A 22284-nucleotide genomic window follows, 5' to 3' on the forward strand; every position below is an offset into this window, starting at 1 on the left:
CCGCACCGGCGGCGCGCATCGACAAGAAGCGTCGTCGTTGTGACCCAGGCGACGGTCCGATCAATGCATGGGCGTCGATTGATCGTGTTAGGTTGGCGGCGGCTCGCTCACGTTCGGAGACGAGCTTTTCACTCACAGTAAGAGGGGAGTTCTCTGTGAGAGTCCGGTATCCAGTGGTCATCTCCGCAGCGGTAGCGGTGGCGCTCGCGGCGGTGACGGTGTCGGCGGCCCCGGCCTGGGCGGCGACGGGGACGGTGCTGTACAACTTCGCCGGCGGCAGCGACGGTGAAAGCCCGCAAGGCCCGGTCGTCTTCGACTCCGCCGGCAACCTGTACGGCACGACCACCTTCGGGGGGTCCGGCGACGGCACGGCCTACAAGCTGACGTCCAGCGGGTCGGGCTGGACCAAGACCACGATCCACACCTTCCAGCCCTCGAACGGCCGGCTCCCGCAGGGTCCGCTGACCCTCGACTCCGCCGGCAACCTCTACGGCACCACCTACCAGGGCGGCGCGAGCGGTATCGGCGCCGTGTTCCGGCTGTCGCCGGGCGCGGGCGGCACCTGGACGCAGAGCGTGCTGTTCAGCTTTCCCGGCGGCAACGGCGGCCAGCTGCCCACCGGCGGCGTGACGCTGGACGCGAGCGGCAACATCTACGGCACGACGGGCGGCGGCGGAGTGTGGGGCCAGGGCATCGCCTACAAGCTGTCGCCCAACGGCGGCGGTGGCTGGACCCAGACCGTGCTGCACCACTTCGGCTCCGGCACGGACGGCAGGCACCCGGGTGGCCGGGGAGCGCTGGTCTTCGACCAGTCCGGCAACCTGTACGGCGCCACGGTCGACGGCGGGTCCGCCAACGCCGGCACCGTCTTCCGGCTGTCGCCGAGCGGGTCGACGTGGACCGAGACGGTGCTGCACCACTTCGCCGGCGGCACCGACGGCGCCAACCCGCTTGGCAGCGTCCTGCTGGACGCCTCCGGCAACATCTACGGCACCACGTCGGAGGGTGGCACCAGTAGCAACGGGACCGTGTACAAGCTGACCGGCTCCGGGTCCACGTGGACCAAGAGCGTCATCTTCAACTTCCCCGGCGGTGCCAGCGGTCACTCGCCGTTCGCCGGCGTGATCGCCGATCCCGCGGGCGACCTCTACGGCACGACCGTCGGCGGCGTCTTCGGCGCGGGCGGCGTCGTGTACAAGCTGGCGCCCTCGGGCGCGAGCTGGACGCAGAGCGTGCTCTACACCTTCAGCGGCGCCGGCACCGGCTCCTACGGCGGCCTGGTCCGCGACTCGGGCGGCAACCTGTACGGCACCAACGCGAGCGGCGGCCCCAGCTCCGCCGGACAGGTGTTCAAAGTGACGCCCTGACCTAGCTCAGCGCGGCGGCGCCGAACGAGACCGAGAAGCGCTTGCACCAAATAGAAACGCTGTGCAGCCGGTCGAGGTCGGTATCCGCGGGAATCGCGTACGCCTGGTCACCCTTGTTGCCCTTGAGGCGGCCAAGCTCCAGCCAGGTGCCATCGTCGAAGACGCGCCAGCCCGCGGTGCCCTTCTTGACCGGCTGATCAGTCAGCCACACCCGCAGGTCGGGTCCGTTCGAGGTGTCGAGGTCGACGAGCTCGAGGCGGTGCGAGCCGTCGGCGTTCCGGATGATCCGGGCGGTGCCGGTGGTCTCGTGCTCGTGGGTGATGAACGTGCCCTGCCGGACGACGGTCGGGGCCTTGGGCGCGGCGCTCCCGGTCGCCGCCGGAGCCGCCGCGGGCGGCGTCGTCTCGACGGCGGCGAGGGTCTCGCTCACCTCCTTGTCGGTGACGAGCTTCCACGGCTGAAACCAGTAGAGGCCGAATACCCCGCCCACGGCGAAGACGGCCACGACGACGATCCAGATCACCGGCCTGCGCAACACCCCCTCAGTAGACCGCCCGCGCAGGCCCGGTGACCCTTATGAAACGGTTACCGCTGCGGTCAGTATCATGACCGCATGGTGCATCACGGTGACCAGTGGTTCGCGGAGGCGTACGTCGACCCATCGGTGTTCGCGCTCCGCCCGGACTACCGCGCCTTCCTGATCCTGGCCGACGGGCTGGTGCCCGGCCCGAGCGACGGCGTCACGGAGAAGCTGCTCCGCGCGGCCGAGGACGGGGCACCGGTCGACCACCCGCACGTGGAGGCGTGGCGGGAGGCGTTCCGGGCGTTCGGCGCCAAGCCGCAGCGCACCCGGCCGAGCGTCGACGCGCTGGTGCGCCGCGCGCCGCAGGGCCTGCCGCGGGTCGACCGCCTCACGGACGCGTACAACGCGGTGTCCGTGCTGCACGCGGTGCCGATCGGCGGCGAGGACGTGGACCGGTACCGCGGGCCGCTGCGGCTGGTGCGGGCCACCGGCGACGAGCCGTTCGACACCATCGTGGACGGTGCGTCGGCCGTCGAGCACCCCAGCCCCGGCGAGGTGGTCTGGCGCGACGACGAGGGTGTCACCTGCCGGCGGTGGAACTGGCGCCAGTGCGTGCGCACCCGGCTCGGCCCCACCACGACGAAGGCGGTGTTCATCCTCGACGCGCTCGGGCCGATGAGCGACGAGGCGCTGGCCCAGGCCGGATCGGCGCTCGTCGACGCGCTCCGCGCCACCAGCCCGGGGGTACAGATCGAGAGCCGTACCCTACAACCGGCGACATAGGCCCGCCGGGGGAGACCCTGAGGGCAGGTCCAGGGTTACGCCTGATACCTCCGAACACTCCCCGTTACCTACGCTGACCGCGTGACCCTCATAGCGACCGAATCGCTCACCAAGACCTACGGGGGCCGGGTGACGGCGCTGTCTGACCTGACGGTCAGCGTCGAACCCGGCATCGTCGGGCTGGTCGGAGCCAACGGCGCGGGCAAGTCCACGCTGATAAAGATCCTCCTGGGCTTGCTCGCCCCCACCAGCGGTCGGGTGCGCGTGCTCGATCTCGATCCCACCGTCGACGCGGCCGCGGTGCGGGCCCGGGTCGGCTACATGCCGGAGCACGAGTCGCTCTCGCCCGACCTGTCCGCCGCCGAGTTCGTCACCCATCTGGGGCGGATGAGCGGCCTACCGCGTACCGCGGCGCGCGAGCGGGCCTCGGAGGCGCTGCGCCACGTCGGCCTGTACGAGGAGCGCTACCGCCAGATCGGTGGCTACTCGACCGGCATGAAGCAGCGTGTGAAGCTCGCCCAGGCGCTCGTGCACGACCCCGACCTGCTGCTGCTCGACGAGCCGACAAACGGCCTCGACCCGGCCGGCCGCGACGCCATGCTCGCGCTGATCCACCGGATCGGCAACGAGTTCGGCATCTCGGTGGTGGTCTGCTCGCACCTGCTCGGCGAGGTCGAGCGGATCTGCGACTCGCTGATCGCGATCGACGGCGGGCGGCTGCTGCGCTCGGACAACATCTCCGCGATGACCACGGTCACCGACGTCCTGGCGGTGGAGGTGAGCGAGGGCACCGACCTGCTCGCCGCCCGGCTCGACCTGCTCGGCCTCAGCGTCCGGCGCGACGGCCGGCTGCTGCTCGTGCCGCTTGAGGACGACGCCACGTACGACCGCATCCTGGCCGCGGTGGCCGAGCTCGACCTGCCGCTGCACCGTCTCGACCAGCGGCGCCACCGCGTCGCCGAGCTCTTCGCGACCCGGGAGGTGACCCATGTCTGAGGCCGCGGGTGTCATCCACGACATCGGTTACCAGCGCTACGCCGGCCCACGCCTCGGCCGGGGGTACGTGTTCACCTCGCTGTACGTGCACGGGCTGCGCACCGCGTTCGGCCTCGGCCGGAGCGCGAAGGCCAAGATCTTCCCGTGGTTCGTGCTCGGCGTGGTTTTCCTGACCGGCGTCATCCTCGCCGCGGTCCGCACCCAGATCCCGGACGCGGGGGTCACCTACACGGCGTTCGCCGACATGATGGCCTGGCTGGTGGTCTTCTTCGTGGCCGTCGTCGCGCCCGAGCTCGTCTCCCGCGACCTGCGGGCGGGCGTGCTGCCGCTGTACTTCTCCCGGCCGCTGCGCCGCAGCGACTACGCGTACGCGAAGCTGGCCGCCCTGGCCACCGCGGTGTGGCTGCTGCTCGGCGCGCCGCAGATCGTGATGTTCCTGATCGCCGCGTTCTCGGTCGACAGCATGAGCCAGTTCTGGACCGAGGTCGGCGACGTCGGCCCCGGGCTGCTCTACGCGGCGATGTGGGCGTCCGTCTTCGCCGGGATCGGCCTGCTGGTCGCGTCGCTGACCGGCAAGCGGGCGTTCGCGGCCGGCGGGATCGTCGGGGTGTTCCTGATGACCACGCCGATCGTCGGGGTGGTGTCGGTCATGCCGTCGGAGACCATGAACGACCTGGCGCTGCTCTTCAGCCCGGCCAGCCTGGTCTTCGGCGTCGGCGTGTGGATGTTCGGCTCGCCCGACGGCAACGACGACATCGGCCCGTTCGGCCCGCTCTACCTGGCGGTGATGATCGGCCTCGTGGCCGGCTGCGTCGCCCTCCTCCAGGCCCGCTACCGGAAGGTCGCCTCGACATGAGTGACGTCACGCTCGCCGGCGTCTCCCGCTGGTACGGCAACGTGGTGGCCGTCAACGACGTCACCATGACGCTCGGCCCCGGGGTGACCGGCCTGCTCGGGCCGAACGGAGCCGGCAAGACCACCGTGCTCCACATGATGGCCGGCTTCCTCGCCCCCTCGCGGGGCACGGTCACGATCGACGGCGAACCCACCTGGCGCAACCCGTCCGTCTACAAGCGACTCGGGTTGGTCAGCGAGCGCGAGGCGGTGCACGACTTCCTGACCGCCCGCGAGTTCCTGCTCGTCAGCGCCCGGCTGCACCGCCTGCCCGACCCGGAGGCGGCCGCGCAGCGGGCCCTCGAGCTGGTCGAGATGACCGACGCGCAGGACCGCCGCATCGGGACGTACTCCAAGGGCATGCGCCAGCGCACCCGCGTGGCCGCCGCGCTGGTGCACGACCCGCAGGTGCTGCTGCTGGACGAGCCGTTCAACGGCATGGACCCGCGCCAGCGGCTGCACATGATGGAGCTGCTGCACCGCCTCGGCTCGACCGGCCGCACGATCCTCTTCAGCTCGCACATCCTCGAAGAGGTCGAGCAGGTCTCCGGCACCGTGCAGGTGATCGTGGCCGGCCGGCTCGCCGCCTCCGGCGACTACCGCGCGATCCGCCGCCTCATGTCCAACCGGCCACACGTCTTCGCCGTCCACTCCACGGACGACCGCCGGCTCGCGGTGGCCCTGATGGGGCAGGCGTCGGTGACCGGCGTCGAGATCGACCGCGCGGGCCTGACCGTGCGCGCCGGCGACTACGGCAGCTTCACCCGCGCACTGCCCAAAATCGCGCTCGCCGAGGGCATCCGGGTACGCCGGCTGCTCCCTTCGGACGAGTCCCTGGAGAGCGTCTTCTCCTACCTGGTGGAGGCTTAGGTGGTACCCCAGACGATCGCGTGGATCACCGCTCGTGGCCTCTTCGGCCGCCGCCGGTTCCTCCTGCTCATCCCGCTGCCGCTGCTGGTGGTCGGGCTCGCCATCCTCAGCCGCGGCTTTGGCGTGGCACCGGAAAACTGGGCCCAGCCGGTCCTGGTCGGCCTCGGCCTGGCCGTGGTGCTGCCGGTCATCGCGCTCATCGTGGGCACGGGCGTGCTGGGCTCGGAGATCGACGACGGCACCATCGTGCACATCCTGACCAAGCCGCTGCCCCGCTGGCAGATCGTGCTGCCCAAGCTCGTCGTGGCGGCCGCGGTCACGACGGTCACCGTCTCCGTCTCGCTGTACGTGGCCGGCGTGCTCGCCGACTCGGTGCGGCTGGGCCTTGGCCTCGCGCTGGCCGGCCTGGTGGGTTCGGTGGTGTATTCGGCGCTGTTCCTGGCGATGAGCCTGTTCACCCGGCGGCCGGTCCTGCTGGGCCTGGTGTACGTGCTGGTGTGGGAAGGCCTGCTGGGCAACTTCGTCTCCGGCACCCGGGTGCTGTCGGTCCAGCAGTACGTGCTGACGATCGCCGACAAGGTCGCCCCGACGGGCCTGCTCCAGTCGAAGGTGTCCTTGCCGGTCGCGATCATCATGTCCGCGATCTTCGCGGTCGGCTTCACGGTGCTCGCGATCGACCGGCTGCGCTCCTTCTCGGTCGCGGGGGAGACCTCGTAGCTCCGACCGTCCTCAGGGCTGGGTCGGCGCGCCCAGCCCTGAGGTAAGGGCTTTCCCGAGACAGTGACAGTGGTCTATGGTTGGCTGATGCGCCCGTTGCCCGCCCTGGTCGCCCTCGCCGCAGCCGCCTCCCTCGTCCCGCTCGCCGCGCCGGCCACCGCCGGGTCGGACGAGCCGGCGGTCCAGCTGGCCGCCGCACCGGCGTTTCCCGGCGCGGCCGGCTTCGGCGCCGCGGCCACCGGCGGGCGCGGCGGTGCCGTGTACCACGTGACGAACCTCAACGATTCCGGTGCCGGATCCTTCCGCGACGCGGTCAGCCAAGGACCCCGGATCGTGGTGTTCGACGTAGGCGGATACATCAACCTCGCCTCGCCGCTCAGCATCAAGAGCAACATCACCGTCGCCGGGCAGACCGCGCCGGGCGACGGCGTCGCCACCCGGGGATACCAGGTCTCGCTCTCCAACGCCACCAACGTGATCGTGCGGTACATGCGCTTTCGGCACGGGCTGACGCCCAACCAGAACCGCGACGGCATCACCATCAACGAGGGCAGCAACCAGATCTTCGACCACGTGTCGGTGTCCTGGGGCCGGGACGAAAACTTCTCGATCAACAGCAGCACCAACATCACGGTGCAGAACTCGATCATTTCCGAAGGCCTCGACCCGCACTCCTGCGGTGGCCTGGTGCAGAGCGACGGCGTGTCCCTCCTGCGCAACCTGTACGCCCACAACAAGACCCGCAACCCCAAGGTCAAGGGGCGCAACGAGTTCGTCAACAACGTGGTCTACAACTGGGGTTCTGACGCCTACATCGAGGGCGACTCCGCCGGACGCAGCGACGCCAACGTGATCGGCAACTACTTCGTCAAGGGCCCGTCGACCGGCTCCGCCGGCCCGTTCACCCGGGGCAACCTCAACTTCCACATCTACGCCGCCGGCAACTACTACGACCCGGACAAGGACGGCGTCCTGGACGGGCGGGCCACGACAACGGCCGACCTGGGCACCGTGGTCGTCGAGCCGACTCCGTTCGCCTTCCCGACGCTGTCGGCGCTGTCGGCCGCGGCCGCGTACCAGACGGTCGTCGAACAGGCCGGTGCCTCCCTGCGGCGTGACCCGGTCGACCGCCGGCTGATCGGCGAGCTAACCGGCCAGCGCGGCGCGATCATCACCGACCCGGCGGTCGTCGGTGGCTTCGGCACGCTCAACGGGGGCACGGCGCCGGCCGACGGCGACCGCGACGGCATGCCGGACACCTGGGAGCGGGCCAACGGGCTCAACCCGGCGAACGCCGCCGACGGCGACGACTACGGCTCCGACGGCTACACCAACGTCGAGCGGTACCTGAACAGCTTGGCGCGCTGACCGGCGTCCGTATCATCGCGGCATGGTGGTGCGCCGGGAGCTCCGGCCCAGCCGGCGGGCCGTCCTCCTGGCCGCGGGAGGGCTGCTCGCCGGCTGCTCCCGGCGGGCCGAGGTCGACGCGGTCCACCTCCGACTGGCCACCGGCCCGGCCGGGGCGGTATACCGGCGCATCGGCGGTGCGCTGGCCGAGCACATCACCGAGCAGGTGCCGGGCGCCACGGTGACCACCGTGGCGAGCCGGGCGTCCAGCGACAACATCCGGATGCTGCGGGGTGGCGAGGTGCAGCTCGGGCTGTCCAGCCTCGACGCGCTGATCACGGCCGACGGCAGCGTGCCGGCCGGGATCTCGGCGATATGCCGGCTCTACGACAGCCACCTGCACCTGGTGGTCATGGCGGGCTCGCCGATCGAGGAGTTTCGAGACCTGGCGGGAAAGCGCGTCTCCCTCGGTGCCCGCGACTCGGGCACGGAGTTCACGTCGCTGCGGGTGCTCCGGCTCGCCTCGACGAAGGTCGACGGCCGGTACTCCAGCCAGGCCGAGTCGGCGGACGCGCTGCGCGATGGCGAGATCGACGCGATGTTCTCCCTGACCGGCGTCCCGACGCCGGCCATCACCGAACTGGCGCAGCGGTATCCGATCCGCCTCGTGCCGCTGGACGCTCAGGCCGACGCGCTGGTCACCGCATACCCCGCCCCGTACGCGCCGGCCATGATCCCGGCGACCGCGTACGCCGGCATCGCGGGCACCCGGACCGTCGCCGTGCCAAACGTGCTTCTCGTGCGCAACGACCTTCCCGACGACCTCGTCTACGCCATCACCGACACGGTCTTCACCTACACCGGCACGATCGCCTCGGCCGGCCGCGACGACGCCGAAGACGTTCCCGAAGCGTGGCGGATCAACGTGCGTACCGGGATCTCCACGTCGTCGATCCCGCTGCATCCGGGCGCGGTCGACTGGTTTCGCGACCGCAAGCGCTAGACGATCTATTCCAAGAAATGGAGATTTTGGGCTACCGCGATCTCCGTCGTGGTCCAGACCGTTGCTCCCGCGGCCTCACCCGTCCGCTGTTGGTCACGGCTACTTCGTTGCCTCCGGCAGGAGGCGGCGAGGCAGCCGCCGTGCGGCCTCGAAGCGACCGCGACCACCAGAAGCTGTGGACCGTTTGCTCCCGCGGGCACCGCTCCGGTCGGGGTCGGCGTCGCTGGCGCTCGCCGAAACCCGACGCTCCGCGGCCGGGTCCGCGGTCCAAGGGCACAGGTTGGAGACCTCCGCGACCCCGGTGCGGCTGGTCTGTCGGGAAGGCTGTCGAGCTGCTCGCATCAACGGGCCACACCGTCGGGTGCAGGGCAGTGGGCAAAGGCCCCTCCCCGGGGTGCCCACCCCGGGGAAGCAGAGCAAATGCACCGCGCGCGTACCACCTTGCGCGGCCCGCAGGGCCGGCGCAGCCGGTGGGGTGAGTGCGACCAGCAGCGGACGGGTGAGGCCGCGGGAGCAACGGTCTGGACCACGACGGACATCGCGGCAGCTCATATCTTTGTCTGGAAATCCAGGGTTCGAGACGCGGAGGCCAGAGCCACCCAGACCCCGGAGGGTCTAGGTCCGCGACGGATCGACGACGGGCAGCACGACCACCGCGGCAAACCCGTGCCCCGAACCGTCCGGACGCGGCAGGCCCTCCTCGAGCCGCAGCTCGCCGCCGGCCGCCCCGACGAGGTCGGCGCAGATGGCGAGGCCCAGGCCGGTGCCAGGCACGTTCTGGTGGCGGGGCGAGCGCCAGAACCGCCGCAGCGCCTGGGCCCGGTCGGACGCGTCGATGCCCTGGCCGTCGTCGCGGACGGCGATCCTGACCACGCCGTCCACAGTGGAGCCGGTCACTTCCACGAGACGGGCGTCCGAGAGCCGCAACGCGTTGCTCATCAGCTCGTCCAGGATGCTGCCCAGCCCGCCCGGCGGCTCCAGCAGGCGCAGCCCCGGCGGCACGTCGACCGCGAGCGTCTGCCCCGCCGTCGCGGTCAGCGCCCGCCACCGGTCCAGGCGGGTGGCCAGCACCGCGTCCAGATCCACCGGTGACGTCGTGCGCATGCTCTCCATCCGTGCGCTCGCCTGTAGGGCGTTCAGCAGCCGCTGCATCGCCTTCAGCTCATCGACGGCGATGTCGTACACCTGCCGCCCGCCACCGGCCGGTGACAGGTGCGGTGCGAGGCTTTCCACCGCGAGCCGGAGGCTGGTCAGCGGGTTGCGCAGCTGGTGCGACGCGTCGGACACGAACGCGCGCTGCCGCTGCACGGCGTTTTCGACCGACTCCATCATGATGTTGAACGACGCCGCCAGCCGCCGCAGCTCCACCGGGCCGGCCTCGGCGTCGGCGCGGATCGTGAGGTCGCCCTCGGAGATCCGCGACGTCGCCGCGTCGAGCTTTCGCACCGGCCGCAGCACCCACGCCGACACCGGCCACGCGACGGCCACCAGCGCGATCAACGGCAGCAGCCCGATCCCGGCGAGCTGAGCCCAGCGGACGAGGATGCGGTCGCGCGTCTTCGAGAGGTCGGAGATCGTGACGACGGCGCCGACGACCTCGCTGTCCCGGCCCACCGGTTCCGCGACGACGAGTGCCGAGTCGTCCCACGGCGCCCACTTCCCGGACGGCTCGGACCTCGCCCCGGCCAGCGCCGCGGCCACGATCCGGGGCAACGCCGGCTCCTCGCGCGCCGCCCGCTGGTACGCGCCGGCGGGTTCGAGCAGCACCGTCCCCGACGCGTCGATCACCGCGATCGGGATGCCGTACAGCGCGTGGTAGCGGGCCAGCTCCTGGCCGAGCGCCTCGGTCCGCCCGGTCGACAGCGCCGTCTCGGCCAGCGACGCGAACCGGCCGACGTCGTTGAGCCGGTCGACGTACGTCTCCTGCATCTCCCGCTCGGCCACGGTGATGCCGAGCGGCACACCGAGCGCCGCCGCGAACAACACCGCGAGGGGCACCAGGACGACGAGCAGGCGGCGGTGCACGGCAGGCTAGCCGATCAGCTCCGGCTGGTCGGCCAGGAGCCGATAGCCGACCCCGTGGATCGTGCGGATGACGACATCCTCACCGAGCTTGTGCCGCAGTGCCGCGATGTGGGTGTCCAGGGTGCGACTCGACGACTCCCAGGTCGCGCCCCAGATCTGGTCGAGGATGACGTCGCGGCTGACCACGTTTGGCGCCCGGCGGGCCAGGAGCAGCAGCAGCTCGAACTCCTTGCGGGTCAGCGTCACCGGCACGCCGTCGACGCTGACCTCGCGGGTGCCGACCGCGATCCGCATCGGGCCGAGGACGAGCGGCTCGTCCGGGCGGCTCAGGCCACGAACCGCCCGCGTGCGCCGCAGCACTGCGTCGATCCGGGCCAGCAGCTCGGGGATGCCGAACGGCTTCACGATGTAGTCGTCCGCGCCGGCGCGCAGGCCGCGTACCCGCTCGTGCTCCTCGGACCGCGCCGTCACCGCGATGACCGCGGTCTCCGGCCGGTCGCGCAGCCTGCGGATCACGTCGAGCCCGTCACCGTCGGGCAGGCCCAGGTCGACGAGGACCACGTCGGACGGGGCGGCGCGCACCGCCTCCGCGGCGGTGGCGATGCGGTGCACCTCGAAGCCCGCCTGGGCCAGGACGGTCACCAGACCTCGCGCTACGCGGTCGTCATCCTCGATGACGGTGATCCGCATACCGGCGGATTGTACGGCTCGGATCGACGCTCATGTAGTCCTCGTCTTCTTGGGATTCCTCTGACATCGCCGGCATTCCTTGGGATTTCTCTGACACCAGCGGCGTCCCGGCCAGCCGAGACTGGGCCGTGCACGCACTCGAATGACGAGGAGGCCGCGATATGAGAACCACCGGCAGGCACCGGGTAGCCGCGATCGCCGCCTTGTCGCTCGTCGCCGCGTGTTCCGACAGTGGCGGCGGCAGCGGCGGTACGGCCGAGGGCTACCCGGACCAGAACATCACGATCGTCGTGCCCTTCAGCGCGGGCGGCCCGACGGACACCGTCACCCGCATGATCGCCGATCCGATGTCCAAGGAACTCGGCACCAAGATCGTCGTCCAGAACGTGGAGGGCGCGGGCGGCACGGTCGGCGCCGGCGAGGTCGCGCGGGCCCAGCCCGACGGCTACACCGTGCTCATGCACCACATCGGCATGTCCACGGCGCCGGCCCTGTACAAGAGCCTGGGCTACAAGCCGCTCGAAGACTTCGAGATGGTCGGGCTCGTCACCGAGGTGCCGATGACGATCGTGGCCCGCAAGGACTTCGCGCCCACCACGCTCCAAGAGCTCGTGGCCCACGTGAAGGCGAACGCCAGCAAGGTCACGCTAGCCAACGCGGGCATCGGGGCCGCGTCCCACCTGTGCGGCCTGCTGTTCCAGACCGCGGCCGGCGTCAAGGTCCAGGAGGTGCCGTACGAAGGCACCGGCCCGGCGCTGACCGACCTCGTCGGCGGCCAGGTGGACTTCATGTGCGACCAGACGACGAACACCAGCGGCCAGATCTCCGCGGGCAAGGTGAAGGCGTACGCGGTCACCACGCCGGAGCGGGTGAAGAGCCTGCCCGATCTGCCCACCACGACCGAGGCCGGGCTGCCCCAACTCCAGGTCAGCGTGTGGCACGGGCTCTACGTCCCGGCCGGTACCCCGCAGGCGGCTGTCCAGAAGCTCACCGGCGCGCTCCAGAAGGCACTGACCGACCAGGGCGTGATCGACCAGATGGCCAAGCTCGGCACCGCGCCGGTCCCGGCGGAGGACGCGACCCCGCAGGCGCACCGGGCGCACCTCGACGAGCAGCTCAAGACCTGGGCGAAGATCATCGCCGACGCCGGGGTCGAGGCCTCCTGAGGTGGAACGCCGACGGTCCTTTCCGGACGTCCTCGCGGGCGGAGTCTTCGTCCTGATCGGGGGGGCATTCGTGGTGGGGTCGCTCAGCTACGAGCTGGGCACCCCACTACGAATGGGGCCGGGCTACTTTCCGCTGCTGGTCGGCGGGATCCTGGCCGCTCTCGGCCTGGCGATCGTCCTCAAAGGACTCGTCGCCGGCGAGGTGCTCACGTTCGGATCGATACCGTGGCGCGCGGTCGCCGCGATCACGCTCGCGGTCCTGTTCTTCGGGTTCACCGTCCGGCGCCTCGGTTTCGTGCCGACGTCGGCGGTGACCGCCCTGCTGACCACCCTGGCCAGCTCGCGCGTGCGGCTCCTCACGGCGCTGGCGGTCGCCGCCGGGCTGACCCTGGCCAGCACGCTGATCTTCGTCGTCGCACTCCAACTGAGGATCCCGCTGCTCGGCCCGTGGCTGGAGTTCTGACGCGCACATGGAACTCTTCGACAACCTCGCGCTGGGCTTCTCGACCGCCCTCCTGATCCAGAACATCCTGTACTGCTTCGTGGGTGTGCTGCTCGGGACCGCGGTCGGCGTGCTGCCCGGCATCGGGCCGACGGCGACGGTGGCGATGCTGCTGCCGATCACCTTCAGCTTCGAGCCCGTGACAGCGTTGATCATGCTGGCCGGCATCTACTACGGCGCGCAGTACGGCGGCTCGACGACGGCCATCCTGATCAACCTGCCGGGCGAGTCGTCGGCCGCGGTCACCGCGCTCGACGGTCACGAGATGGCCCGCCAGGGCCGCGCCGGCCCCGCCCTGGCCACTGCCGCGATCGGGTCCTTCATCGCCGGCACCGTGGCCACCGTCGTCCTGGCCGTCGCGGCTCCACCGCTGGCCAGCATCGCGCTTGAGTTCGGTCCGGCCGAGTACTTCTCGCTGGTTCTCTTCGGCCTGATCGTGTCGATCGCGCTGGCCCGCGGCACCGCGCTCAAGGCGCTGGCGATGATCGCGCTCGGCGTCGCGTTCGGCACCGTGGGCCAGGACATCTACACCGGCACGCCCAGGTTCGTGTTCGACCAGCGCGAACTGTACGGCGGCATCGACTTCGTGTCGGTCGCCGTCGGCATGTTCGGCGTGGCGGAAATCCTGCGCAACCTGGAGAACGAGCACGGCCGCACCGCCATCGTCAGCAAGGTGAGAAACCTCTGGCCGACCCGCGAGGACCGGCGCCGGATGGTCGGCCCGATCGCCCGCGGCACAGGTCTCGGCTCCGCGCTCGGCGTACTGCCCGGCGGCGGTCACGTGCTGGCGTCGTTCACCTCGTACGCCGTCGAGAAGCGGATCTCCCGGCGGCAGCGGGAGTTCGGGCACGGCGCGATCGAGGGCGTCGCCGGCCCCGAGTCGGCGAACAACGCCGCCGCGCAGACGAGCTTCATCCCGCTGCTCACCCTGGGCCTGCCCGCCCACCCGGTGATGGCGCTGATGATCGGCGCGTTCATCGTGCACGGCATCACCCCAGGGCCGAACGTCATCAACGACGAACCCGAGCTCTTCTGGGGCCTGATCGCCTCGATGTGGATCGGCAACGCGCTGCTCCTGCTGCTCAACCTGCCGCTGATCGGCATCTGGGTGCGCATGCTGCGCATCCCGTACGAGGTGCTGTTTCCGATGATCATGCTGTTCGCGGCGATCGGTACGTACTCCCTGGGCTTCAACGCCTACGACGTATACGCGATCGTGTTCTTCGGCGTCCTGGGCTACATCCTCATCAAATGCGGCTGCGAGCCCGCACCACTGCTGCTCGGCTTCGTCCTCGGCCCCCTGCTCGAAGAGAACCTCCGCCGCGCCCTCATCATCTCCCGCGGCGACGCGTCGGTCTTCCTCACCCGACCGATCTCCGCGGCGTTTTTGGCGTTGGCGGTGGCCGCGCTCGTCATCGCCGTCCTGCCCACGATCCGCAAACGCAGGGAGCAGGTATTCGCCGAAGACGACTAAGGCGGCGCGCCTGGCGTTCGAGCTGGGCCGTGCGGTGCGGGAGCTGCGGGAGCAGCACGGCTGGAGCCAGTCCCAGCTTGCCGAGATAGCCGGCATGACGCAGTCCGCCGTCGCCCGGTTCGAGGCGGGCGGGACCGTGCCCACCCTTACCGTCCTAGAACGACTGGCCCGAGCGCTCGACGTCGATCTGGCAGTGCGGTTTATGCCCAAGCCCGCCGCCGTGTAGCGGCGACGGGCTTCAGCCCGTGTTGCGCATCCCTGCCGCGATGCCGTTGACCGTCGTCAGCAGGGCGCGCTCCAGCGCCGTCCCGTCGCCGGGCGCCCGCCGTGCGCCGGGGGCTGTCGCCACCGCGCGGGCCGCCGCGCCCGAGTCCCGGTACTGCCGAAGCAGGGCGACCTGGAGGTGGTGCAGCGGCTCCAGGTAGGTATCGCGGACCGCCAGCGTGCGCTCCAGCACCGGCTGCCGGTCCAGCAGCTCCGACTCGCCGGTGATGGCCATGACCTCGCGGACGGTGCGGGCGTACTCCTCCTCGATCTTCGTGAAGATCGGCCGCAGCTCTTCGGGCACGAGCGTCTCGACGTAGCGTCGCGCGATCGACAGGTCGGTCTTGTAGAGCATCATCTCCACATTGGACAGGAACGTGCGGAAGAACTGCCAGCTGCCGTGCATCTCGGCCAGCACCTCCGACAGGCCGGCCTCGCGGGCGGCGGCCAAGCCGGTGCCCACGCCGTACCAACCCGGCACGATCTGGCGCGACTGAGTCCAGCCGAACACCCACGGGATCGCGCGCAGCCCACTCAAGCCGGCACCCGTGTTGGGGCGTTTGGCCGGGCGGGAGCCGATGTTGAGCGCGCCGAGCAGCTCGGTGGGTGTGGAAGCCCAGAAGTACGAGGGCAGGTCCGGGTCTTCGACAAGCTCGCGGTATGCCGTGAAGGCGGCCGCCGACGTGGTGTCCATCGCCGAGTCCCACCGCGCCAGCGCGTCGGTGGATACCCGCGAGGTGGTGTGCAGCAGCGTGGCCTGGAGGACGGCGGCGACCGTCAGCTCCAGGTTTTCGCGGGCGAGCGCCGGGATCGTGTACTTGTCGGAGATGACCTCGCCCTGCTCGGTGACCTTGATGGCGCCGTCGAGCGTGTTGTACGGCTGGGCCAGGATCGCCTCGTGCGTGGGGCCGCCACCGCGACCCACGGTGCCGCCGCGGCCGTGGAAGAGGCGCAGCCGCACGCCGTGGCGGGCGGCGACGTCGCGGAGCGCGCGCTGGGCGCGGTGGATCGACCACTGTGAGGTGGTGATGCCGGCTTCCTTGTTGGAGTCGGAGTAGCCGAGCATGACCTCCTGCACGTCGCCGCGAGCCGCGACCAGCGCCCGGTAGGCGGGCAGCGACAGCATCTCGTCGAGCAGCTCGCCACCCGCGTCGAGCTCGGCGGGCGTCTCCAGCAGCGGCACGAAGCCGATGCGGGCCTTGTGGCTGTGCACGTCGATCAGGCCGGCCTCGCGGGCCAGCACCGCCGCCGCCAGCACGTCGTCGACGCCGAGGGTCATCGAGATGATGTACGACTCGATGACGTCCGGGCCGAAGCGCTGCTGCGCCTCGCGGATGGTGGTGAAGACCTCGAACGTGCGCTTCGCCGACTCGGTGAGCGGAGTGTCCAGGCTGGACAGTGGACGGCGGCCGGTCAGCTCGTCGGAGAGGAGCTTGGTGCGCTCGGCGCGGGAAAGGGTGTTGTAGTCGGCCACCTCGCCGATCCGCGCGTACATCTGGGCGAGCACCACGTGGTGCGCCTCGGCGTGCTCGCGAACGTCCATCGTGGCCAGATGGAGGCCGAACGAGGCCACCGTGCGGATCACCGAGGCGAGGCGGCCCACCGCCGTCAGCTGGCCGGAGTTGCGGGCCAGCGACGCGCGCAGCAGCTCGAGGTCGGCCAGCAGCTCGTCGGAGCCGCGGTAGTCGCGGCCCGGCACGTGTGCCGTGCCCTGACCGAGCCGTCGCCGCGTGTTGGCCAGCTTTGCCTTGATGCAGCGGGCCTTGAGGCGGTAGGGCTCCTCCGCGTTGGTACGCCGGAAGCGCTGTGGCACCTCGGGCAGCGCGTCGAGATCCTTGGCCAGGCTGGCGGAGAGGTCGAGCGAGACGCCGCGCAGGCGGCGGGACACCGAGATCTCGTTGATCAGCGAGTCCATGGCCGCCTCGGTGGCCTGGATGCCGTGCTCGTGCTGGATCATCAGCACGTCGCGGGTCACCCTCGGCGTGACGAACGGGTTGCCGTCGCGGTCGCCGCCGATCCACGTGCCGAACGTGAGCGGCCGCGACGTGGGTGCCGTCTCCACGCCCAGCGTGCGGAGCGTGTCGGTGAGGTGGTCGAGCACCTGGGGCGCCGCGTCCGAGTACAGGTCGCGCAGGTAGTAGACCGCGTTGCGCGCCTCGTCGGTCGGGTCGGGCCGGTCCAGACGCAGCTCGTCGGTCTGCCACAGCATGTCGATCAGCTCGGCCAGCCGGCGCTCCGTCTGCGGGGACTCGGTCGCGCCGTACAGGATCGCGGCGGCCGCCTCGGCGTCGAGCTCGTCGGCGACCGCGCGGAGCTTGGAGAGGATCGAGCGGCGCGCCGCCTCGGTGGGGTGCGCGGTGAACACCGGCCGCACCGCCAGCCGCCGCGCCGCGGCCGCGATCTCGTCGGTCGGCACGCCCCGCTCGGCGATCAGCTTGGCCGCCTGGTCGAGCCACCCTCCCTGGGTGGCCCGCTGGCGGCGCAGGTCGCGGGCGCGGTGCACCTGCTCGGTGATGTTGGCTAGGTGGAAGTAGGTGGAGAAGGCGCGGGCCAGCTGGGTGCCCGTGGTGACGTCCATCGCGCCCAGCCGGGTCGCCGCCCGCTCGGCGTCGGTGCGGACCAGGGCGCGGATCTCCTCGACGAGGTCGAGCAGCGGCGGACCCTCCTGCCGGGCGAGGGTCTGGCCGAGAAGGGTGCCGAGGCGGCGGATATCCGCCCGCAGCGCCAGGTTGGGGTCGTCGCGGTCGGCCTGCTCGCTCACCGTGCGCTCCTTACGTGAGTACGAAGGACGGCGCTGTCCGACAACAGGATGTTACCGACGCCACGTTGCCACCTGCTCAAACTGGTGAGTCATGTCTCAGAGTGCGACCACGTATCGCGGCCGCCGCGAGCAACACTCCCACGCCCGCCGCGGCCCAGATGGCCAGCGCGGTGACCGGCCAGCCCGCGGCCTTGCGGTCGAAGTACACCACGGACTTGACGAGGTCGGTGCCGAGTCCGGGCAGGTTCCACCGGTGCATGCCGCGGAAGAACGCCGGGAGGAACTCCGGCGGGTAGATGCCACCCGAGCCCGGGTTGCCGAGCACGACGAAGAGAAAGATCACCAACCCGGTCCCGAACAGGCCGAGCCACCCTTGCACCGCGGAGGCCACCAGCCCTGACGCGAACGTGATCAGTGCACCGGCGATCGCGATGCCCGGCCGGTGCGCGGTGAAGACGTCCAGCACGGGTCCGGTGATGATCGCGGCAGCCGTGCCTTGCAGCGCCGCGAACACCGCGAGGATCCCGATCCGCAGCGCCGCGTCGTCGAGGTCGGCCGGTGTGGTGCCGGAGGCGAGGCCCAGCACGGTGGCGACCAGGTAGCCGCCCAGCACGCACCCCACGACCAGATAGAAGGGGACGAGGCCGCGCGGGTCGCCGTCAGACGTGGGTACCGCGTCCGCCACCGTGATCGGCACCTCGGCGGTAGCCGCCGCGCCGGTCGTGGCCTGCGTGATCAGGTCGGTGGCCATCGGCGAGGAGGCGCCGGCGGTGGTGAGCGTGAGACCTGTCGCGCCGCCCGCGTCGGTGGCGGCCAGCACCGCGTACACCGTGCGGCGGGTCAGCGCGTCGGCGGCGGCACCGCCGTCGGCGTACTCGATGGACTTGAGCTGCGGGCGCAGCGCGGAGAGCAACGTGGCGGCGGCGCTGTCACCCCGCACCACACCGACCGGCACGTCCCGCGGCGCGGGCTGGTGCAACGCCCCGGCGTACGCCCACACGAACGCCACGGCCAGCGCCAGCGTGCCAAGCAACAGCACGCCCGTTTTGCTCCATTTGCCCACGCATGACTCATACCAGATCACGAGCGCCGAAGTGGCGGATCGCCGTGCTTGGCCTTCAGCCCGTGGTAGAGGTCGAGCCCGTCGATGTAGACGATGACGCTCGTCATGGAGGGGCTGTGGGAGAGCTAGGGTGGAAAGCGACACCCCCCGTCCGGTTCGGGCGCGGGGCTTTCGCGCGTGCCCGTTAAGGGGAGGCCTCCCATGAAGCTCGCCGGTCTGCTGCCTGCCGCCCTCGGCGATCCGGCGCTGGCCCGCGTCCGCGACCGGGCTCGGGGCACCGGGTCCGACGGGCTCGACCTGACCGCGCCCGCCGCGTTGCGGCCGTTCGTCGTGGCGGCGATGGCGGCGGACGCGAAAGCGCAAGGTGCGCACAAGCCGGTCCTCGCGGTCACCGCTACCAGCCGGGAGGCCGACGACCTCGCGCTGGCACTGGGCAGCCTGATCCCGGGCGACGAGGTGGCCGTCTTCCACGCCTGGGAGACGCTGCCGCACGAGCGGCTCTCGCCGCGTTCCGACACGGTCGGGCGGCGGCTGGCGGTGTTGCGGCGGCTGGCGCACCCGGAGGGGAGTCCGCTGCGGGTGGTCGTGGCGCCGGTGCGGTCGGTGCTTCAGCCGATGCTCAAGGGGCTCGGCGACCTGGAGCCGGTCGAGCTGCGGCCGGGTGGCGAGGCGGCCCTGGAAGGCGTGGCGCGGCGGCTCACCGACATGGCGTACGCCCGGGTCGACCTGGTGACCAAGCGCGGCGAGTTCGCGGTCCGCGGTGGCATCCTCGACGTCTTCCCGCCGACGGACGAGCATCCGTCGCGGGTGGAGTTCTGGGGCGACGAGGTCGAGGAGATCCGCACCTTTGCGGTCGCCGACCAGCGCACGATCGAGGCGGTCCAGCAGCTGTGGGCGCCGCCGTGCCGTGAGCTGCTACTCACCCCCGACGTCCGGGAACGGGCCAGTGAGCTGGCACAGAAGCATCCGGAGCTGGAGGAGATCCTCGAAAAGCTGGCCGAGGGCATCCCGGTCGAGGGGATGGAGTCGCTCGCGCCGGCGCTGCTCGACGGCACCGACAGCATGGAGCTGCTGGTCAACACCATGCCGGCCGGCACGCACGTGCTGCTCTGCGACCCGGAACGGATCCGCACGCGGGCACACGACCTGGTGCGTACCTCGGCGGAGTTTCTGGAGGCCAGCTGGGCCGCGGCCGCCGTCGGGGGCCAGGCGCCGGTCGACCTCGGCGCCGCCGCGTTCAAGACCCTTGCCGAGGTACGCGCGGTCGCCGGCGACCTCGGGCTGCCCTGGTGGAGTGTGTCGCCCTTCGGCCTGGCCGAGGCGGACGCACCCGAGGCACACGCACCGGAGGCACAGCCGTGGGAAGACCCGCTGCCCGAGGTGACGGTGACCCCGGACAGCGGCGACGCGGTCACGGTGACCGCCCAGGCGGTGCCGCTCTACCACGGTGAGACCGCGCGGGTGGTCGACGACCTCAAGCGGTGGTCTGGCGACGGCTGGGCGGTGGCGCTCGTCTTCGAGGGGCACGGACCGGCCCAGCGCGCGGTCGAGGTGCTGCACGACGCGGGTGTCGGCGCCACGATGGTCGAGTCGATCGACGCGCCGCCGCAGCCGGGGCAGCTGCTGGTGAGTTGCGGTGCGCTCAACCACGGCTTCCTCGACCAGGCGTCCCGGCTCGCGGTGATCACCGGCAACGACATCACCGGCGGCCGTGGCGCCTCCACCCGCGACATGCGCAAGATGCCCAGCCGGCGGCGCAACACCATCGACCCGCTGGAGCTGCGGGCCGGCGACTTCGTCGTGCACGAGCAGCACGGCATCGGCAAGTACGTCGAGCTCGTGCAGCGCACGGTCAACGGCGCCTCGCGGGAGTACCTGGTCATCGAGTACGCGCCGAGCAAGCGCGGCCAGCCCGGCGACCGCCTCTTCGTGCCGACCGACCAGCTCGACCAGCTCTCCCGCTACGTGGGCGGGGAAAATCCGGCGCTGCACAAGATGGGCGGCGCCGAATGGCAGAAGGCGAAGGCGCGGGCGCGCAAGGCGGTGCGCGAGATCGCCGCCCAGCTGATCCAGCTCTACGCCGCGCGCAAGGCGTCGAAGGGGCACGCGTTCGGGCCGGACACGCCGTGGCAGCGGGAGCTGGAGGACGCGTTCCCGTACACCGAGACGCCCGACCAGCTGGCCGCCATCGAAGAGGTCAAGCAGGACATGGAGCAGCCGATCCCGATGGACCGGCTGATCTGTGGCGACGTCGGCTACGGCAAGACCGAGATCGCGGTACGCGCGGCCTTCAAAGCGGTGCAGGACGGCAAGCAGGTGGCCGTGCTCGTGCCCACCACGCTGCTCGCGCAGCAGCACTACAACACGTTCACCGAGCGGATGGGCCAGTTTCCGCTGGAGATTCGGCAGCTGTCCCGCTTCCAGACGCCCAAGGAGTCCGAGCAGACGCTGGCCAAGGCCGCCGACGGCACCGCCGACATCGTGATCGGCACCCACCGGCTGCTACAGACCTCCACCCGGTTCAAGAACCTCGGCATGGTGGTCGTCGACGAGGAGCAGCGCTTCGGGGTGGAGCACAAGGAGTACCTGAAGCAGCTCCGCACCGCCGTCGACGTGCTCACGATGTCGGCCACCCCGATCCCGCGCACGCTGGAGATGGCGATCACCGGCATCCGGGAGATGTCGACGATCGCCACGCCGCCGGAGGAGCGGCACCCGGTGCTGACGTTCGTGGGGGCGCACGACGACAAGCAGGTCGCCGCCGCCATCCACCGCGAGCTGCTCCGCGACGGCCAGGTCTTCTACCTGCACAACAGGGTCGAGTCGATCGACCGGGCGGCGCGCCGCATCCGCGAGCTGGTACCCGAGGCGCGGGTGGCGGTCGCCCACGGCCAGATGGGCGAAGACGCGCTGGAGAAGGTCATGGTCGGCTTCTGGGAGAAGGAGTACGACGTCCTGGTCTGCACCACGATCGTCGAGTCGGGCATCGACATCCCGAACGCCAACACGCTGATCGTGGAGCGGGCCGACCTGCTCGGCCTCGCCCAGCTGCACCAGATCCGGGGTCGGGTGGGGCGTGGCCGCGAGCGGGCGTACGCCTACTTCCTCTACCCCCGCGACAAGCCGCTCACCGAGCACGCGCACGAGCGGCTGGCCACGATCGCGCAGCACACCGAGCTGGGCGCCGGCATGTACGTGGCGATGAAGGACCTGGAGATCCGCGGTGCCGGCAACCTGCTCGGCGGCGAGCAGTCCGGGCACATCGAGGGTGTGGGCTTCGACCTGTACGTGCGGATGGTCGGCGAGGCGGTGCAGCAGTTCAAGGGGGAGCGGCCGGCCGAGGAGGAGGTCGACGTCAAGATCGACCTGCCGGTCGACGCGCACCTGCCGCACGACTACATCGGCGTGGAGCGGCTGCGCCTGGAGATGTACCGCAAGCTCGCCTCCGCCCGCACCGCCGCGGAGCTGGACGAGGCGGTCGTGGAGATGCGCGACCGCTACGGCGAGCCGCCCGCGGCGGTGGCCAACCTGGTCGCGGTGGCCAGGTTCCGGCTGGTCGCCCGCTCGTACGGCCTCACCGACGTGTCCGTGCAGGGCAAGCACCTGCGCTTCGCCCCGCTGGCGCTGCCCGACTCGAAGCAGTTGCGGCTCAAGCGCTACCACCCCGACGCGGTGTACAAGCACGCGATCGACCAGGTGAGCGTGCCGCGGCCGAGCACCCGCCGGATCGGTGGCGAGCCGCTGCGCGACCAGGCGTTGCTGGAGTGGTGCGTCCAGTTGCTCAAGGACCTGCTGGGCGACCCCGTACCGGCCGCGGTCGGCGGCGCGTGAGAGAGTGT

Annotated in this window: 18 protein-coding genes; 13 read left to right on the forward strand and 5 right to left on the reverse strand. The window is 71.0% G+C overall.

The genetic code is table 11. The annotated features are described in order from the left end of the window. Window positions 1-155: 155 nt before the first annotated feature. Window positions 156-1367, forward strand: coding sequence for a choice-of-anchor tandem repeat GloVer-containing protein (locus AC5L36_RS05635; RefSeq protein ID WP_441214268.1), 1212 nt, complete (start codon window positions 156-158; stop codon window positions 1365-1367). A 1-nt stretch (window position 1368) separates the two neighbouring features. On the opposite strand, the gene AC5L36_RS05640 is transcribed toward AC5L36_RS05635, so the two are convergent. Next, entirely contained in the window at window positions 1369-1905 is a 537-nt protein-coding gene (locus AC5L36_RS05640) for a DM13 domain-containing protein (protein WP_441214269.1), read from the reverse strand. A gap of 75 nt (window positions 1906-1980) precedes the next feature. Between AC5L36_RS05640 and AC5L36_RS05645 the strand changes: the two genes are divergently transcribed. The 7 genes from AC5L36_RS05645 to AC5L36_RS05675 all read left to right on the forward strand — a co-directional run bounded on the left by AC5L36_RS05645 (window position 1981) and on the right by AC5L36_RS05675 (window position 8500). Continuing rightward, window positions 1981-2673, forward strand: coding sequence for a B3/B4 domain-containing protein (locus AC5L36_RS05645; protein ID WP_441214270.1), 693 nt, complete (start codon window positions 1981-1983; stop codon window positions 2671-2673). An 81-nt stretch (window positions 2674-2754) separates the two neighbouring features. Further along, complete coding sequence (locus AC5L36_RS05650) at window positions 2755-3669, forward strand: ABC transporter ATP-binding protein (RefSeq protein WP_441214271.1); 915 nt, start codon at window positions 2755-2757, stop codon at window positions 3667-3669. Then, window positions 3662-4525, forward strand: coding sequence for an ABC transporter permease (locus AC5L36_RS05655; protein ID WP_441214272.1), 864 nt, complete (start codon window positions 3662-3664; stop codon window positions 4523-4525). The genes AC5L36_RS05650 and AC5L36_RS05655 overlap by 8 nt, the downstream gene beginning before the upstream one ends. After that, window positions 4522-5433, forward strand: a complete 912-nt coding sequence (locus tag AC5L36_RS05660) for an ABC transporter ATP-binding protein (RefSeq protein ID WP_441214273.1) — start codon at window positions 4522-4524, stop codon at window positions 5431-5433. Before AC5L36_RS05655 ends, AC5L36_RS05660 begins: the two co-directional genes overlap by 4 nt. Then, complete coding sequence (locus AC5L36_RS05665; RefSeq protein WP_441214274.1) at window positions 5434-6150, forward strand: ABC transporter permease subunit; 717 nt, start codon at window positions 5434-5436, stop codon at window positions 6148-6150. It abuts the gene before it with no gap. 87 nt (window positions 6151-6237) lie between these two features. Further along, a complete protein-coding gene (locus AC5L36_RS05670) occupies window positions 6238-7518 on the forward strand; it encodes a pectate lyase family protein (protein ID WP_441214275.1) in 1281 nt (426 codons plus the stop codon). Window positions 7519-7540: 22 nt separating this feature from the next. Further along, window positions 7541-8500, forward strand: coding sequence for a TAXI family TRAP transporter solute-binding subunit (locus AC5L36_RS05675; protein ID WP_441214276.1), 960 nt, complete (start codon window positions 7541-7543; stop codon window positions 8498-8500). Window positions 8501-9115: 615 nt separating this feature from the next. Here the strand turns inward: AC5L36_RS05675 and AC5L36_RS05680 are convergent. Together AC5L36_RS05680 and AC5L36_RS05685 are read right to left on the reverse strand one after the other, a co-directional pair. Next, window positions 9116-10525, reverse strand: a complete 1410-nt coding sequence (locus AC5L36_RS05680; RefSeq protein ID WP_441214277.1) for a sensor histidine kinase — start codon at window positions 10523-10525, stop codon at window positions 9116-9118. A gap of 6 nt (window positions 10526-10531) precedes the next feature. Further along, window positions 10532-11215 carry a response regulator transcription factor gene (locus AC5L36_RS05685; RefSeq protein ID WP_441214278.1) on the reverse strand — a complete coding sequence of 228 codons (684 nt, stop codon included), beginning with the start codon at window positions 11213-11215 and terminating at the stop codon, window positions 10532-10534. A 161-nt stretch (window positions 11216-11376) separates the two neighbouring features. Here AC5L36_RS05685 and AC5L36_RS05690 point away from each other — a divergent pair, with 161 nt between their 5' ends. The 4 genes from AC5L36_RS05690 to AC5L36_RS05705 are packed head-to-tail and all read left to right on the forward strand — an operon-like array spanning window position 11377 to window position 14583. After that, a complete protein-coding gene (locus tag AC5L36_RS05690) occupies window positions 11377-12381 on the forward strand; it encodes a tripartite tricarboxylate transporter substrate-binding protein (protein ID WP_441214279.1) in 1005 nt (334 codons plus the stop codon). Between the two features lies 1 nt (window position 12382). Continuing rightward, window positions 12383-12844, forward strand: a complete 462-nt coding sequence (locus AC5L36_RS05695) for a tripartite tricarboxylate transporter TctB family protein (RefSeq protein ID WP_441214280.1) — start codon at window positions 12383-12385, stop codon at window positions 12842-12844. 7 nt (window positions 12845-12851) lie between these two features. After that, complete coding sequence (locus tag AC5L36_RS05700) at window positions 12852-14357, forward strand: tripartite tricarboxylate transporter permease (protein WP_441214281.1); 1506 nt, start codon at window positions 12852-12854, stop codon at window positions 14355-14357. 22 nt (window positions 14358-14379) lie between these two features. Then, window positions 14380-14583, forward strand: coding sequence for a helix-turn-helix domain-containing protein (locus tag AC5L36_RS05705; protein ID WP_441214487.1), 204 nt, complete (start codon window positions 14380-14382; stop codon window positions 14581-14583). A gap of 12 nt (window positions 14584-14595) precedes the next feature. Here the strand turns inward: AC5L36_RS05705 and ppc are convergent, their stop codons facing one another. Next, entirely contained in the window at window positions 14596-17382 is a 2787-nt protein-coding gene (gene ppc, locus AC5L36_RS05710) for a phosphoenolpyruvate carboxylase (protein ID WP_441214282.1), read from the reverse strand. A 76-nt stretch (window positions 17383-17458) separates the two neighbouring features. Beyond that, window positions 17459-18421 (reverse strand): ABC-2 transporter permease, encoded by a 963-nt coding sequence (locus AC5L36_RS05715; RefSeq protein WP_441214283.1) that lies wholly within the window; start codon window positions 18419-18421, stop codon window positions 17459-17461. Window positions 18422-18646: 225 nt separating this feature from the next. Here AC5L36_RS05715 and mfd point away from each other — a divergent pair, with 225 nt between their 5' ends. Beyond that, entirely contained in the window at window positions 18647-22276 is a 3630-nt protein-coding gene (gene mfd / locus AC5L36_RS05720) for a transcription-repair coupling factor (protein WP_441214284.1), read from the forward strand. The last annotated feature ends 8 nt before the right edge of the window (window positions 22277-22284 follow it).

Source organism: Phytohabitans sp. LZ39 (genome assembly GCF_059359075.1).